Source organism: Actinomycetota bacterium (assembly GCA_014360645.1).
Lineage (GTDB): Bacteria > Actinomycetota > Geothermincolia > Geothermincolales > RBG-13-55-18 > Solincola_B.
Map to the genome: position 1 here is coordinate 237,112 of JACIXD010000001.1, position 14,316 is coordinate 251,427.

Annotated in this window: 12 protein-coding genes; 7 read left to right on the forward strand and 5 right to left on the reverse strand. The window is 61.1% G+C overall.

Features of this window, described 5'->3' with window-relative positions:
* Positions 1-51: 51 nt before the first annotated feature.
* From H5T74_01035 to H5T74_01045, 3 genes are all read right to left on the reverse strand, one after another.
* A complete protein-coding gene (locus H5T74_01035) occupies positions 52-1,209 on the reverse strand; it encodes a glycosyltransferase family 4 protein (protein ID MBC7228964.1) in 1,158 nt (385 codons plus the stop codon).
* 119 nt (positions 1,210-1,328) lie between these two features.
* Positions 1,329-2,363: a glycosyltransferase family 4 protein gene (locus H5T74_01040; protein ID MBC7228965.1), complete on the reverse strand. Its 1,035-nt coding sequence runs from the start codon at positions 2,361-2,363 to the stop codon at positions 1,329-1,331.
* Positions 2,364-2,407: 44 nt separating this feature from the next.
* Entirely contained in the window at positions 2,408-3,811 is a 1,404-nt protein-coding gene (locus H5T74_01045) for a hypothetical protein (GenBank protein MBC7228966.1), read from the reverse strand.
* 184 nt (positions 3,812-3,995) lie between these two features.
* On the opposite strand from H5T74_01045, the gene H5T74_01050 reads away from it, so the two are divergent.
* On the forward strand, positions 3,996-4,214 hold the full coding sequence (locus H5T74_01050) for a hypothetical protein (protein ID MBC7228967.1): 219 nt from the start codon (positions 3,996-3,998) through the stop codon (positions 4,212-4,214).
* 22 nt (positions 4,215-4,236) lie between these two features.
* On the opposite strand, the gene H5T74_01055 is transcribed toward H5T74_01050, so the two are convergent.
* Positions 4,237-5,739 carry a hypothetical protein gene (locus H5T74_01055; protein MBC7228968.1) on the reverse strand — a complete coding sequence of 501 codons (1,503 nt, stop codon included), beginning with the start codon at positions 5,737-5,739 and terminating at the stop codon, positions 4,237-4,239.
* Between the two features lie 258 nt (positions 5,740-5,997).
* Between H5T74_01055 and H5T74_01060 the strand changes: the two genes are divergently transcribed.
* On the forward strand, positions 5,998-7,110 hold the full coding sequence (locus tag H5T74_01060; protein MBC7228969.1) for a glycosyltransferase family 4 protein: 1,113 nt from the start codon (positions 5,998-6,000) through the stop codon (positions 7,108-7,110).
* On the opposite strand, the gene H5T74_01065 is transcribed toward H5T74_01060, so the two are convergent.
* On the reverse strand, positions 7,107-8,003 hold the full coding sequence (locus tag H5T74_01065) for a glycosyltransferase (GenBank protein ID MBC7228970.1): 897 nt from the start codon (positions 8,001-8,003) through the stop codon (positions 7,107-7,109). The genes H5T74_01060 and H5T74_01065 overlap by 4 nt on opposite strands.
* 660 nt (positions 8,004-8,663) lie before the next feature.
* On the opposite strand from H5T74_01065, the gene H5T74_01070 reads away from it, so the two are divergent.
* From H5T74_01070 to H5T74_01090, 5 genes are all read left to right on the forward strand, one after another.
* A complete protein-coding gene (locus H5T74_01070) occupies positions 8,664-9,527 on the forward strand; it encodes a glycosyltransferase family 2 protein (GenBank protein ID MBC7228971.1) in 864 nt (287 codons plus the stop codon).
* Positions 9,524-10,492, forward strand: coding sequence for a GDP-mannose 4,6-dehydratase (locus H5T74_01075; GenBank protein ID MBC7228972.1), 969 nt, complete (start codon positions 9,524-9,526; stop codon positions 10,490-10,492). Before H5T74_01070 ends, H5T74_01075 begins: the two co-directional genes overlap by 4 nt.
* Positions 10,493-10,496: 4 nt before the next feature.
* A complete protein-coding gene (locus H5T74_01080; GenBank protein MBC7228973.1) occupies positions 10,497-11,618 on the forward strand; it encodes an NDP-sugar synthase in 1,122 nt (373 codons plus the stop codon).
* A gap of 357 nt (positions 11,619-11,975) precedes the next feature.
* Positions 11,976-12,929, forward strand: a complete 954-nt coding sequence (locus tag H5T74_01085; protein ID MBC7228974.1) for a GDP-mannose 4,6-dehydratase — start codon at positions 11,976-11,978, stop codon at positions 12,927-12,929.
* 52 nt (positions 12,930-12,981) lie between these two features.
* Positions 12,982-14,238 (forward strand): adenosylhomocysteinase, encoded by a 1,257-nt coding sequence (locus tag H5T74_01090; GenBank protein MBC7228975.1) that lies wholly within the window; start codon positions 12,982-12,984, stop codon positions 14,236-14,238.
* Positions 14,239-14,316: the final 78 nt, after the last annotated feature.

Below are 14,316 nucleotides of genomic sequence, written 5' to 3' on the forward strand. Positions count from 1 at the left end.
CTTTGGCCGAGGGTTTCGACAGCCGCTGATAAGCTGGGTTCGTGTTTGGTGTCATGCCCGGCGGGATATGCATGAATGAAGGATAGACCCCACGTCCTTCGCCCATGCATTCCAGTTTAGCCTTTCTTCGTAGTGACGACGCGACGAGGCTCTGAGCCGAAGATATTCGTCCTCGTCGGTTATCACGGCGCGGATCAATGACGCGTACTCGCGGCCCCTAGCCTCAGGCGCCAGAACGTATCCGTTTACGCCGTCTTGCACCGCTTCCGGCAGGCCTCCTGTGGCCCTTGCCAGCACCGGTAGTCCGAATGCGCTCGCTTCGGGTATAACGAAGGCAAAGGCCTCCGCCCTGCTCGGAAGGAGCAGGAAATCCGCATCCATATACAGGCGCGCCAGCTCCCGGGCGTGTTCCTTGACGTTCTTGTCCAGGTAAGGTATGACCCTCAAGCGGGGATGGCGCAGGTTTTCAGGCGGCCGGCAGCCGCACACGGTCAGGGAAGCCGCGACACCCATCCTCTCCAGCTCGAGCAGCGTCTCGAAGGCGATGGGGCCACCTTTTCGTTCCCAATCCACCCCCACCAGCAGCAACCTTATGGGACCGGGCCTGAGTGCCCGTACGGCATCGGCGTAGGGTGGGTCTTCATCTATGTTCGCCCCGAAGGGGACCACGAAGACCCGCAAGGGGTCGGCCCCATAGTCCTCGATGGCAGAAGCAGCCGTCCAATGGGCTGGGAATATGCAGGCCGCGGCCCTGGAGATAGCCGCCCTCTCGATCCAGTGGCCCTGCCGCAGGGATGTCCGCATGAGGTCACGGTAGAAATCGTAATATTCGACCATGAGGGCGAAGGTGGCGTCGCTCTCATAAACCACGGGTATATCTGTCTCCAAAAGGGCTATCTCGGTTGAGGCCTCGGGCGCGAAGATTATATCATACTCTCCAGCGGCCAGTTTCTTGTTGAAGGCCTGCGCGTATGACCTGGCGAGGCAGAGCGTATGAAGGTAGTCGTAGTTCCTGTGCAACAACCTCCTCGTAAAGGCTCGGATTGCCTTGCCGGCATGCACGATAGGGGCGGAGACCGGCCCTAGATAATCCACCTCTCCCACGTTGTTCTCCAGCGCCTTACCCATATAGTGGTAAACACCAGAGGAGTAGGTCTTGTCCCCTGGGTCACCCGCCGAGATGAACGCTATGCGTATTCTCTTCTCCATGGCGAATCCAGCCCCTCCTACCCGCCGGCGAACTGCCTGGATCGCGCTTTCACGAGCACCTTAAGAGCAGGATCAATAAAGCGCGTCTCGAAAAGGCGCGCCAAGCCCCGAGCCCATCCCTATGCCAGGAACTGGCGGTATATCTCGACATGCGCGGCCGCCGCCTTCTCCCAACCGAATTCCCTCGCTCTCCCGAGGCCGTCGCGGCGGACCTTTTCCCGCAACTCGTGGTCCTCGAGCAAGGCGATCGCCTTATGGTAAATATCATCCACGTCGCGGGGGTCGCAATGCAACACCGAGCCGCCCGTCAACTCCAGGGACTGTGGTATGTCGGAGGCGACCACAGGACAGCCGCAGGCCATGGCCTCGATAACGTGGATGCCGCTCCCGCCCTCGTAAAGACTGGGCGCGAAGAGCAGCTCCGCATTGGCGTAGAGTCGCGGCAGCTCGCTTTCCGGGACGTGGCCGCAAAAAACCACGCGGTCACGAAGATGCAGCCTCTCTATGGCGCGCAAGGAGCGCGCGCGGTCGGACCGTGATCCGGCAACTCCCACCTTGAGCAGGAAGATGTCGTGGTTACGGGAGATGCGCTTGAACGCCTCCAGGACGGAAGGGAAGTTCTTCCTCGGGATCTCCGAGCCCACGAAGAGCGCGTAACGGCTGTCTCCCCTCAGCCCGTAGCTCTCCAGGAAGGTCCGGTCCCGATATCCAGGCCTGTACAGCGCGTGATCCACGCCGCAATATACGACGCTCATCCTGTCCTCGGGATAACCGAGCTTTGATGCTATCTCGTTCAGCATATGCCTCGAGACAGTTATCACGTGGTCGGCGCGCAGGATACCGGGGACGTTGAAGGCCCGGAACGGATAGCTCTTGAGATCGGTGCGGCCCGCTTCCAGCGGGTGCAGATCGTGGAGGGTGAGCAGAACGGGCGCTTTTCTTCGCAGCAGGGGTACGAGGTGCGCGTTCGCATGGTCGTGGATGTGGAACAGACTACCGCTCAGTCCCGCTGCGTGTATGCTGTACATGAGATAGCGGTTGATGATCCCCTTCGGGAAAGGTATGGCGAGCCCCGCTATCTCGTCTATCGAGACATGTATGTCTGGAGCCAGGCCCGCCATCTCGCGGTGCAGGCACTCCACCCATTTGCTCATGCTTGGACCCCGCAGCCTGCGCACACCGTGGATCCATACCACATTCATTGCTCACCTGCCTGACGAACCCCTCGCACCGCCGTGTCCAATTCCATCCGCACGAGGATAAGCCGGTATTCCTCCGACACCTTCTCGCGGGGCGCTGTGATATTGGAGAGCGCGACCCTCCAGTTCATGGCGCTCCAGGTATGATAGTTGCCGGCCGAGGTAAAATCGCAGGTTGGCGGGATATACTCAAGTCGTACGTCCATCTCGTGATCGATCTCCAAATTGTTCACGATCACCGTATCGTCGAATATCATCTCGCCCAATCTGTACTGGGAGCGGAAGGTCCTGGCGTTGGTAATAAGATAAAACGTCCCGGTAGTGCCGATGTCCTTCAGGCTCACAGGTTTCCAAGGGGTTATCTCGATGATGTCAAGATCATAGGCGAAATAGAGCGGGGCTCCGAGGCCGTAACCACCAAGAGCATAGCGGTCCACCAGGACTTTCTCCCCGCGCGAAGCCACCGACGCTATCTCCGCCACTCGCGAAGAAACCCCACGGTATTCCTGGTGGAGAAGCAGGGGATGGGAAACGCTAACCAGCAGCGCCAGGTACGCTGCCGTCACCCAAAAGGACGCCCCCTTGAGGATCTTGAACGCGGTATAGGAAAAGGCGATGAGAGCCAGGGGCAGAAGGACGGTCATGAAGCGCCGGAAAAACCAGGGTAGATCGAAAGAGATGCTCGGCCTGAGGAGAAAATAGGCGAAGGGGATAGCCATAAAAGCTAGGAAAAGCGCAAAAACACGTGTTGTCCCTTGGGACAGGAGAAGGAAGAAAAAGGGGATTATGAAGAGCAGGGCGGGCAGGAAGCCGAACTTTATCATCACCATGATGCTGTACTTTGTCTGGTTGGAGTAGATGGCGTTCCTCTCTATATCGGAGACCCGTCCCGAGCCCAGGCCCACGCCGAGGCTGGTCTTTGTGACCCTCTCTATGCCGTAGGTCCTGTCCATCAAGGTATAAGCGAAAAAGAAAAACGAGACCAGGGCCAGGGTGACGAGGATGAGCACCACCGGCTTGATGGTCCAGCCATGCCAACGAGCCCGCGAATAGATAAAGAGCCATGCCAGTGTGCCCACCGCCAGAACCAGCAGCCCCTCGATGCGTATGAAGGCAGCCAGGGGGAGAGTGAGAAGAAAAAGGACGAGGTCGCTTTTGAAGGTGGCGCTCTCTTTGAGGCAACGATGCAGGAAATATAATGAGTTCCAGAAAAGGAAGAGAAAAAGCACCTCATTTGCCGTGCGGCGCGCGTACCAGAGGAAGGGGTAGGAGAGAGAGATGAGGGCCACGGCGAATATGCCCGCCCGGGAATCCTCTGAGAGCTCCGTGGTCAGCAAGAACATCAGCAGGAGAGCGATGGCGAAGGGTATGGCGTTACAGAGCCGAAGGCCGCTGTACCCCATCGTTCCGTAGAGCAGGGCGTTCCAGGCCGTATTTAGAAAAAGCCTGATATCCCAACCGCGGTGGCCGGGAGGCGGCAAACGGCCGTGTCTTGCGAGGTATATCGCCTGGTTGGAGTAAATGCCCTCGTCGCGCGTACCGTTGAGGGCGTCATGAAAAAAAAAGACGTTCAGCAAGGTGACGGCGATGATAACAGCGAGGGCGGTGACGAGGATGGCGGCCTCTCTGCGAGAGCGGGGGCTTCGAGGGCAGAGCGTTCTTTTGCTCAAGAAGTGCCACGCCGGGATGGTGGCCAGTGTTCCGATGGCCAGCACCGCCCACGCGTTAAAGACTTTCAGGAGCGCGGCGGCCCAGGCCGTCCAAAGGAGGAGCAAGATATACAGCATGACAAAGCGCAGAAGATGACCCAGACGCATCAACACCCCCGCTATTCCAGTTTTATCTTGAGGGAGGTCAGCAGGATGTCCTCCTCGCCGATCTTCTCCAGGACGATCTTGACCTTCTCCCCTGGCAGGGGAACGCCTTTCATGTGGATGGTCCGTTTGCTGGTGAACGTTTCGCCGTCACGTGCAGGTGATTCATAATCCCTTGCGAGTACAGTGGAGAAAGGCTGGGCGGCGTTTTCGTTCCAGGGCTTAAGGCGCATGAAGCCGGGGTCGAAGGCCAGATCGGGATCAAAGGAGAATCCGCCTCCCAGAAACTCCACTTTGAGGCTTCCGGGGTTGGTGATATCCAGCCTCTTTCTTCCTTCCCCGAGGATAACCGCTCCCTTCTGCATGGGCGCGCCGGGCCCTCTGTTCTCGAAAAAGAGCAAGGGGGTGCCGTCGACCTGTATCGATCTGGGGACGATGGGATGCCACGTCTCAGCCGACAGCACGCCCGCCGGACCGTTCAGGAACAGAGTAGCCGAGGTGGTTGCCGGCACCGTGGGCTCGGGTCCGGTCTCCAGCGGGTCGAAGAGGAAGAGGGTGTTCCTGGCGAGGTATTTCACGGCATCGGTGCGTAAGGAGGTAAGGACGAAGTCGTCGCCCCAGGTAAGGGGCGAGATATCGAGCGTATACGAACCGCTCTCGCAGTCTTCCAGGTCTATCGATACGATCTGGTCCTCACCGGCCTCCATGGCATCATCGGTGAGGTTTCCGTCGTCGGGGATCATGGCCTCATAATATGTCCTTCCCTTTCTCCTCAGGCGTATCAGCACGTCGTCGCCGCCCATATACCGGTTCAGATCTTTTTTGTGGACTTCCAAATGCAGCCTACCGGTGCTCACCACGAGCTCAATGGTATGTGCCCCCCGCAAAGGCATCCCGAGCGTTTCCACATTACCGGTAGCATCAGGGCCGCATCCCCTTGCGAGAACCTCGTCGGGCCTGATCCCCGCCAGCGCGGCGTCTTCCTCCAGGTCCTCTGTCCGCGCCAGGAATTCGCCAATACTCGAAAAGCGCTTTGTTCGTTGATAGAGGCTCAGGCCGTCTTCGTGCATGACCTCCCAACCCCCCTTTTCTATCTCCGAGAGGAAGAGAGGAAGGGAATGATAGGGCTCGGCGAACCTGCTCCCTATGTGCATCCATAGCTGCTGCGGCGTTCCAAGGTATTCCGCCTCGATCTTGAGCGTTTCAGGCGTGACGCCCTGAACGTCCAGGATAAGCTCCGTGTATCTCCTGGCCAGAGAAAGGCCGCTAACGACTTTACCGGTTTCGCCATCGAAGGAGACGACATCGACGTACTCGGGCATAGACTTTGCTCCACCCGGGCTTTCATATTGATCGCCAAGACGGATCTCATAATTCACATTGAAATCCTTGCGGAACAGATAATCCCCAAGTATGAAATATCCGGCGATCAATAAGATGATGGTAAGGGCGAGGACAAGCCTCCCCGTCTTGCTGAAAACGCGACGTTCCGTGAAAGCGTCCACAAGCCTCTTCAATCCCGGGTTTTTTATATTACCTGGTTGCCATATTATCACATAGAAAGAAAGGCGGTGGGTGCGAGACGTCTCGGTGGTTGCTCTGCTCCGAGGAGTGCGTGCGCCAAAGCCCTCAGGACATAAAGCTCGGCGCGATGATGCCTGCGGCGCTGCAGTCGCGGCTCCGACGTCCTTTGGTGCCTGCGTCCCGGGCGAGGCCCTTATCTAGGGCCTGACCACAACCAATAATCTTTGAAAGCACCCCCGAGGGTTTAGAATATGAACATGGGATCGCTGGTGATGACCTCCTCATTTGACGTGTTTCCTCCCCACACAGGGGGAGAGAGGCGCATCTATCAGATCGCCAGGGAGATGGCCGGTCGCGGGCGCGTCATTTTCGTCTACCCGAGGGAGAAAACCGTTCCGGCTGAGGATATCCCGGGTATGGAGCTGGTTCCATACCGTATCAGGTGTCGATATCAGAAGCTGTTCAGTGTCGGGATGTTGCACAAGACGATAAGGCTGTGCAGCAGGGAGAAGGCGGACCTGTTCTACGTGCATACTATCTGGGGGGGGCTGCAGGCGGTTTTGCTGCGGGCGTTGACCGGGGTCCCTTTTGTGCTGGACGAACAGAACGTGGAATACCTGAGGTTCCGCGACACGGGAAACCGCCTGTGGCCGATAATGAGAATATATGAAAAGGCGGTGACTGGATTTGCGGGGCTCGTGGTGTGCGTGTCCGAGAGGGACAAGGAGGCGTTTGTCGAACTGGGCGTCCCGAGGGAACGCCTGTATGTGGCGACAAACGGGGTTGACACCTCCGTTTTCCGACCGGACGAGGATGCCCGAAGGAGGGTACGCGGTCAACTGGGCTTGGGAAACGACCCCCTGGTTCTCTTTTTTGGGGCCCTGGATTATCCCCCCTCACTGGAAGCGCTTGCAGCGCTGAGGGATCATATCGTGCCCAGGGTAAGGGAAGCGGAACCAGGAGCGCGATTTATCGTGGCAGGGCGCAACCCGCCGGCGAGAGCATTTTACGATGGAATGGAATTCGTGGGTTTCGTCGAAAGAATACAGGATTACATCAATGCAAGCGACGTGGTGGTGTGCCCCATAACCAGCGGTGGCGGTACGAGGACAAAGATTCTGGAGGCAATCGCTTGCGGAAAAAGGGTGGTGAGTACCACCAAGGGAGCCGAGGGCCTTGAGCTCGATCTGGTAGGAGAAGGTGTTATCATGGCGGACGACTGGGACGATTTCTCCGATAAGGTGATAAATGCCGTCCGGATGACGGGAATCCCCGTCGATTTGCCGGAGCGCTTTTATGAGGAGTATTCCTGGAGGGGCATCGTCGAGGGGCTTTCGGCGGCCCTCGAAGGCGTCCGACCTTAGGCCCGACGGCAGGTCGATGCGGCCGCTTTCTCCCTCCACCAGTGCCAGACGAAACCCGTTAGTTGTGCGAGATACTGCAAAAGGAGAAGGGCCATGGACAGGAGGCCTCTTTTCGCGCCCTGTTGGCGGATGGCCCTCGATGAGGCCTTGAGCCTGTCTGATACCAGGTCGCGTGATATTCCGCGATAGGCGTGGTATTCATAATAGGATTTTCCTCTGCGGACGTGCCAGAGGATGAAATCCATGATCCTCTTTCTCGGTTCATGGAGGACGGTGGCATCCTCAACGTACAATATCTCATGGCCGCGTTTTATTAACCTGGATGCGAGCTCGACGTCCTCGCAGCCGTGGGAGAGCTTTTCGTCGAAGCAACCGAGTTCCAGGAGGAGGTTTCTGTCGATAGCGAAGTTCCCGGAGCAAAGGTGATCGGTGATATCTCGCTCGTCTACATTCCACAGGCTCCGAAAACCGACTGACCCGCCGCCGGGATAGCCAAGGGACGATATGGCATCGGCCACCAGGCCCTGGCCTGTCGGCACCATGTTCCCTGACGTGGTGACCAAGACCTTTTTCTCGATTATGGGCTGGGTCAACTTCTCCAGCCATTGATCGTCAAGGGGGAGTTCATCATCGTCTATGAATGCGACGACCTGTCCTCTGGCAAGGCTCACGCCTTTATTGCGGTAATAAGGGATGCCCTTGGCTGGTGTTTCCCGAATCACCCTGATGATGTCGCTTTCGGGCAGCCTACTGGATATATCGGCCTGGGGGACAAGTATGATTTCAAAAGGATAATCCGATCGTTGTCGCAGAAGGGCCTCGACGAGGGGGTAGAGGCTTTCACGTCCCATGGTAGGGATGATCACGGAGATCGCGATATCACTCGGTCTCAAGAGCTCGCTGCCTTCTGTTATACGTGATGTCGGCGCCGCAAAAAAGACGGCGCCACCCCTTCTGGGCGCCGCGTGATCCCTGCAAGCCTAAGTACTTGAAGTCATCAAAACTTTCGTTGCCTGAGCCTGTCCTTCCGCAGAATTCGGGGCGCATGACGTCCTTAGACTGCACGCCATATTCACAGCCGAAAACCCCATTCCCTCTGTGCCCTCCATGCATCCTCGGCGGTTGCCTCAGCATTCTCCATCCAGGACGAAACATCTTCGCGTAGAAACCATCCAGATTAGTGAGCATGGTAAGATGTTAGAGCTTATGCGATTCGGAGTAAAGCTGGTATCTGAGCAGCAAAAGTAATGCGCAGGCGAGGACCGCCATTAGCGAGGCTGCGTAGCCCTGGCGACATGTTAGAATGTATACACCGGAGATTGTGTTGGTTGGCGTATGATGCCGGCGGCTGTCGGCAGCAAGACGATGCGTGATGACCTGCTTGATGGAACGGCGGGCCGCGAAAAGGTGAAGGGGGTTGCAGCGGTCTTTATGATCAGGCAACAAACCTCAGGGTATAGCGTCTGGCTTCCAGATGGCATCATCCTGATCTGCCGGAAATCTGCATATTCCTCGCGAGGGATCGGAAGCGATAAAAACGGGAGTAGTCTAGCGTGTTGAGAGTGTCGCTGGTGCTGCCTGTCTTTAATGAAGAGAAGGCCATAGGCGAAGATCTTGAAGAAGCAGTCGCGACTCTAAGCTCCACCGACTGGGAATGGGAGATCATCGTGGTGGACGACGGCTCCACCGACGGCACGGCGGAGATAGCGGCCTCCTTCCCCGAGGTGCGCCTCATCCGCCATCCCTACAACATGGGGGGAGGGGCCGCGCGTTCCACGGGCATCAGGCACGCCAGGGGCGAGGTGGTGGTCATCTCCGACGGGGACGGCACCTACCCCATGCGGGACATCCCACGGCTGGTGGAGGCCCTGGACGACTGCGAGATGGTGGTGGGGGCGAGGACGAAGGAGGCGGGGACCCTCAAGTTCCTGCGCGTCCCGGCCAAGTTCCTCATCCGCAAGCTGGCCGAGTTCATAAGCGGCGCCAGGATACCGGACCTCAACTCGGGTATGAGGGCCATGCGCAGGGAGACGGCGCTTCCCTACCTGCACATGCTCCCCAACGGGCATTCCTGGGTGAGCACCATCACCCTGGCCTTCCTCACCAACAGCCATCCTGTGAAGTACGTGCCCATCGACTACTACCCGCGCAAGGGTAAGTCCACCTTTCACCCCGTAAGAGATACCGGCAATTACCTCATGACCATCTTCCGCACCATCACCTGGTTCAGCCCCTTGAAGATCTTCCTGCCCCTGGCCATGCTCCTCCTGCTCACCGGGACTGGCAAGCTCATCGCGGACGTGGTGCGCTACAGCTGGCGGGTCACCCCCAGCACGGTGATCCTGGTGCTGGGCGGCCTGCAGATCCTGGTCCTGGGGCTCATCGCGGACATGATCGCCAAGAGGAGTTCTCCGTGACGCCCAGAGTGCTCATCACCGGGGCGGACGGGTTCGTGGGCAGGCACCTGGCGGCCTATCTGGTGCAGGAGGCCGGCGCCGGGGTGCTGGGCCTGGACATGCGTCCGCCGCGGGAGGGCGGGCCGTGGAAGGCCTGTGCCTTCGAGGTGTGCGACATCCTGGACGGAAGGGCCCTGTTCGAGCTGGTCAAGGGCTTCCGCCCCCATTACGTCTTTCACCTCGCGGCCCAGAGCTCGGTGCGCCGTTCCTGGGAGGACCCCGAGCTCACCTTCCGCATCGCCCTGCACGGGCAGGCGAACCTCATCGAGGCCCTGCGCGTGGCGGGGGTGGAGGCGAGGGTGCATGTCGCATGTTCGTCGGAGGAATATGGAAAGGTGAGCGAGGACGAGCTCCCCATAAGGGAGACCCACCCCCTCCGGCCCTCCAGCCCCTATGCCCTGAGCAAGGTGATGCAGGAGTACCACGCCGTCTTCTGCCACCAGGCCTACGGCATGGAGACGGTCATCACCCGCGCCTTCAACATGATCGGGCCCGGGCAGTCGGCGGAGTTCGTGGCCTCCGACTTCGCGCGCCAGATAGCGGAGGCGGAGGCGGGCATGCGGGAGCCGGTGATCCGGGTGGGCAACCTGGAGGCGAGGCGGGATTTCTCCGACGTGCGCGACCTGGTGGGGGCGTACTGGGAGCTGCTCCGGAAGGGGGTCCCAGGAGAGGCGTACAATGTCTGCTCGGGGGAGGACCACCCCGTATCGGAGCTGCTGGACACCTTGCTATCCCTGAGCGGGACGCCTATAGAGGTGGTGGTGGACCCGCAGAAATACCGCGTGGCGGACATCCCGGTGCTCAGGGGGGATAACGCCAGGATGCGGGAGGTCACGGGGTGGAGGCCCCGGCTCAGCCTGGAGCAGACCCTCTCGGACGTGCTGGACTGGTGGAGGGCGGAGGTCGGCGGGAGGCAAAGGAGGTAGATACATGCAGGCGGTTATCCTGGTAGGCGGGCAGGGGACCAGACTGCGTCCCCTCACCCTCACGGTGCCCAAACCCGTGCTCCCCCTCATGAACCGGCCCTTCCTGGAGTTCCAGATCGAGCTCTGCAGGCGTTACGGCGTCACCGACATCATCCTCTCCACCGCCTATAAGCCCGAGGTCTTCGCCTCCTGTTTCGGCGACGGCAGTGCGCTGGGGGTGAAGCTCACCTACGTCACCGAGGAGGAGCCCCTGGACACCTGCGGGGCGGTGAAGAACGTGGAGCGCTACATCGAGGGCACCTTCCTGGTCTTCAACGGCGACGTGCTGAGCGACCTCGACCTCGACAACCTCATCGCCTATCACCGCGAGAAGGGGGGACAGGCCACCCTGTACCTCACGCGCGTGGAGGACCCCACCGCCTACGGACTGGTCCCCCTGGACCGCAGGGGCCGGATCAAGGAGTTCCTGGAGAAGCCGAGCTGGGACCAGGTGGTGACCGACCTCATCAACGCGGGGACCTACGTGCTTGAGCCTGAGCTGCTGGACCGCGTGCCGGCGGGCGAGCGCTACTCCTTCGAGCGCCAGCTCTTCCCCGGCCTCCTCGAGGACGGCATCCCCATGTACGGCTTTCCCAGCGACGCCTACTGGCTGGACATCGGCACCCCTGCGAAATACCTGCAGGCCCATTACGACATCCTGCGGCGCGCCTATCCCTTCGAGTTCCGGGGAAAGATGGTAAGGCCCTCGGTGTGGGTGGAGGGGGAGGCGGACATCTCCCCCGAGGCCTCGGTCTTCGGCCCCACGGTCATCGGCGAGGGATGCAGGATAGCGCCCCACGCCACGGTGTCCAGCAACTGCGTCCTCGGGCCCGACTGCGTGGTGGAGGAGGGGGCATATCTCGAGGGCGCGGTGCTGCACGCGGGCTGCAGGGTGGGAGCCGACAGCGTCCTGCGCCAGTGCGCTCTCTCGGCGGGGGTGGAGATAGGGGAGCGGGTGCACGTGTGCGACCAGGCGGTGGTCGGGGGCGGGATAAAGGTGGGAGAGGACAACGAGCTCCGATACGGCATAAGGGTTTGGCCAGGCCACGACATCCCCCCCTCCACGCTGCGCTTCCTCACCAACTGAGAGAGGCTGAAACATCGAGGGCGAGGGGACGCGAGCCCCGGGTCCGGCGCGCGGAACGGGCGGCTGAGGGCCGGGAACACGGCGGAGGCATGAGCGAGGTCCTCCGCGAGAGGGCTCGCGCCCTCTGGCTCGTGGGGGCCTGCCGGAGCCCCGGCTCGACCACCCCGCGCGGGTTCATCGGCATGCGGACGGGCGCCGGCGAGGGCGGGGCCGCAAGCCCGCCGCGTGGCGGGTCGGAAGCCGGTATGGAAAACCGCTCTGCATACAGGCATAATGGACGGATGACGGCGGCCCGCTCCTTGGACGGGGCGGCTGATACGCCGGAGAGGGAACCGTGGTCGGAGCAAGGAGGAGACGTTGAGGATACTCATCACGGGGATAACCGGGTTCGTAGGGAGCCACCTTGCGGAATACGCCCTCACCAAAGAAGGGGTGGAGGTCTTCGGCACCGTGCGCTGGCGGTCGCGCATGGACAACGTGGAGGGCATCCTGGACCGCATCCACATCATCGACTGCGACCTGCGGGACAACGTGGCGGTGAAGAGGACGCTGGAGGAGGTCCGCCCCGATTACATCTTCCACTTGGCGGCCCAGAGCTTCGTGCCCACCTCCTGGAAGGCTCCCGCCGAGACCCTCACCACCAACATCATCTCCCAGCTCAACCTGCTGGAGTCCATCCGCGACCTGGGGCTGGAGACGCGCATCCAGGTGGCGGGATCGAGCGAGGAGTACGGCCTGGTCTTCGAGCACGAGACGCCCATAAGCGAGGAGAACCCCCTGCGCCCCCTGTCCCCCTACGCGGTGAGCAAGGTGGCCCAGGACATGCTGGCCTACCAGTACCACCGCAGCTACGGCATCTACGCCGTGCGCACCCGAGCCTTCAACCACGAGGGGCCGCGCCGCGGGCACGTCTTCGTCACCAGCAACTTCGCCAAGCAGATCGCGGAGATCGAGAAGGGCAAGAAGGAGCCGGTCATCGAGGTGGGAAACCTCAACGCCCGCCGGGATTTCACCGACGTGAGGGACATGGTCAAGGCCTACTGGCTATCCCTGGAGAAGGGCGAGGCGGGGGAGGTGTACAACATCGGGTCCGGGCGCGCGGTGACCATCCGCGAGATGCTGGACATGCTGCTCTCCTACTCCCACCTGGATATCGAGATCAGGCCGGTTCCCGAGCGCATGCGCCCCTCCGATGTGGAGCTCTTGATCTGCGACTGCAGCAAGTTCAAGGCCATCACGGGGTGGAGCCCGGAGATACCCCTGGAAAAGACCCTGAAGGACACCCTGGATTACTGGCGTGAGCGCGTATGAGGGGCGCGGGAAAGCGCCGGGCGCAGGACGTGCGGAGAACGCGGAGGTAAGCATGGACTACGACGTGAAGGACCTTTCCCTGGCCCGCGAGGGAAAGCTGAGGATAGAGTGGGCGGAGCGGGACATGCCCGTGCTGCGCATGATCCGGGAGCGTTTCGAAAAGGACAGGCCCCTCAAAGGGGTGAGGGTGGGCGCCTGCCTCCACGTCACCACGGAGACCGCCAACCTTATGATCACCCTCAAGGCGGGGGGCGCGAAGGTGGCGCTGTGCGCCTCCAATCCCCTCTCCACCCAGGACGACGTGGCGGCCTCCCTGGTAAAACATCACAGGATCCCCGTCTTCGCGGTGAGGGGGGAGGACAAGAAGACCTATTATTCCCACATCAACGCCGTGCTGGACACCCAGCCGCAGGTGACCATGGACGACGGGGCGGACCTCATCTCCACCCTGCACTCGGAGCGCAGGGAGCAGGCGGAGAAGGTGTGGGCGGGGGCGGAGGAGACCACCACCGGGGTCATCCGCCTCAAGGCCATGGCCGAGAGGGGGGTGCTCCTCTATCCGGTGATCGCGGTGAACAACGCCATGACCAAGCACCTCTTCGACAACCGCTTCGGCACCGGGCAGTCCACCCTGGACGGGGTGCTGCGGGCCACCAACATCCTGCTGGCAGGCCGGCGGGTGGTGGTTTTCGGCTACGGCATGTGCGGACGCGGCGTGGCCTCGCGGGCACGCGGCCTGGGCGCCAACGTGACGGTGGTGGAGACGGACCCCCTGCGCGCCCTGGAGGCGGTGATGGAGGGCTTCGAGGTATCGGGCAGCGCGGCGGCGGCCGAGAAGGGAGACCTCTTCATCACCGTCACCGGCGACATCCACGTGCTGCGCGCCGAGCACTTCCGGCGCATGAAGGACGGCGCGGTGCTCTGCAACTCCGGGCATTTCAACGTGGAGATAGACATCCCCGCCCTGGAGAAGATGTCCCGCGGCAGGCGCCGTGTGCGCGAGAACGTGGAGGAGTTCCTGCTCCGGGACGGGCGCCGCATCTACCTCCTCGCCGACGGGAGGCTGGTGAACCTGGCGGCGGCGGAGGGGCATCCCGCCTCGGTGATGGACATGTCCTTCGCCAACCAAGCCCTGGTGGTGGAATACGTCAGGGAGAGCCACCCTTACCTGGAGAGGGTGGTCTACGACGTCCCCGAGGAGCTGGACCGCGAGATCGCCCGCCTCAAGCTGGCCTCCATGGGCATAGAGATCGATTCCCTCACCCGCGAGCAGGAGAAATACCTCTCCTCCTGGGAGATGGGCACCTGAAGACCCGCGCGCAATAGCACTATGCGTGCGGGCAGTCGCTCGCCTTGTTATGTTCACGCCATGCCCGCCGAGGGATGG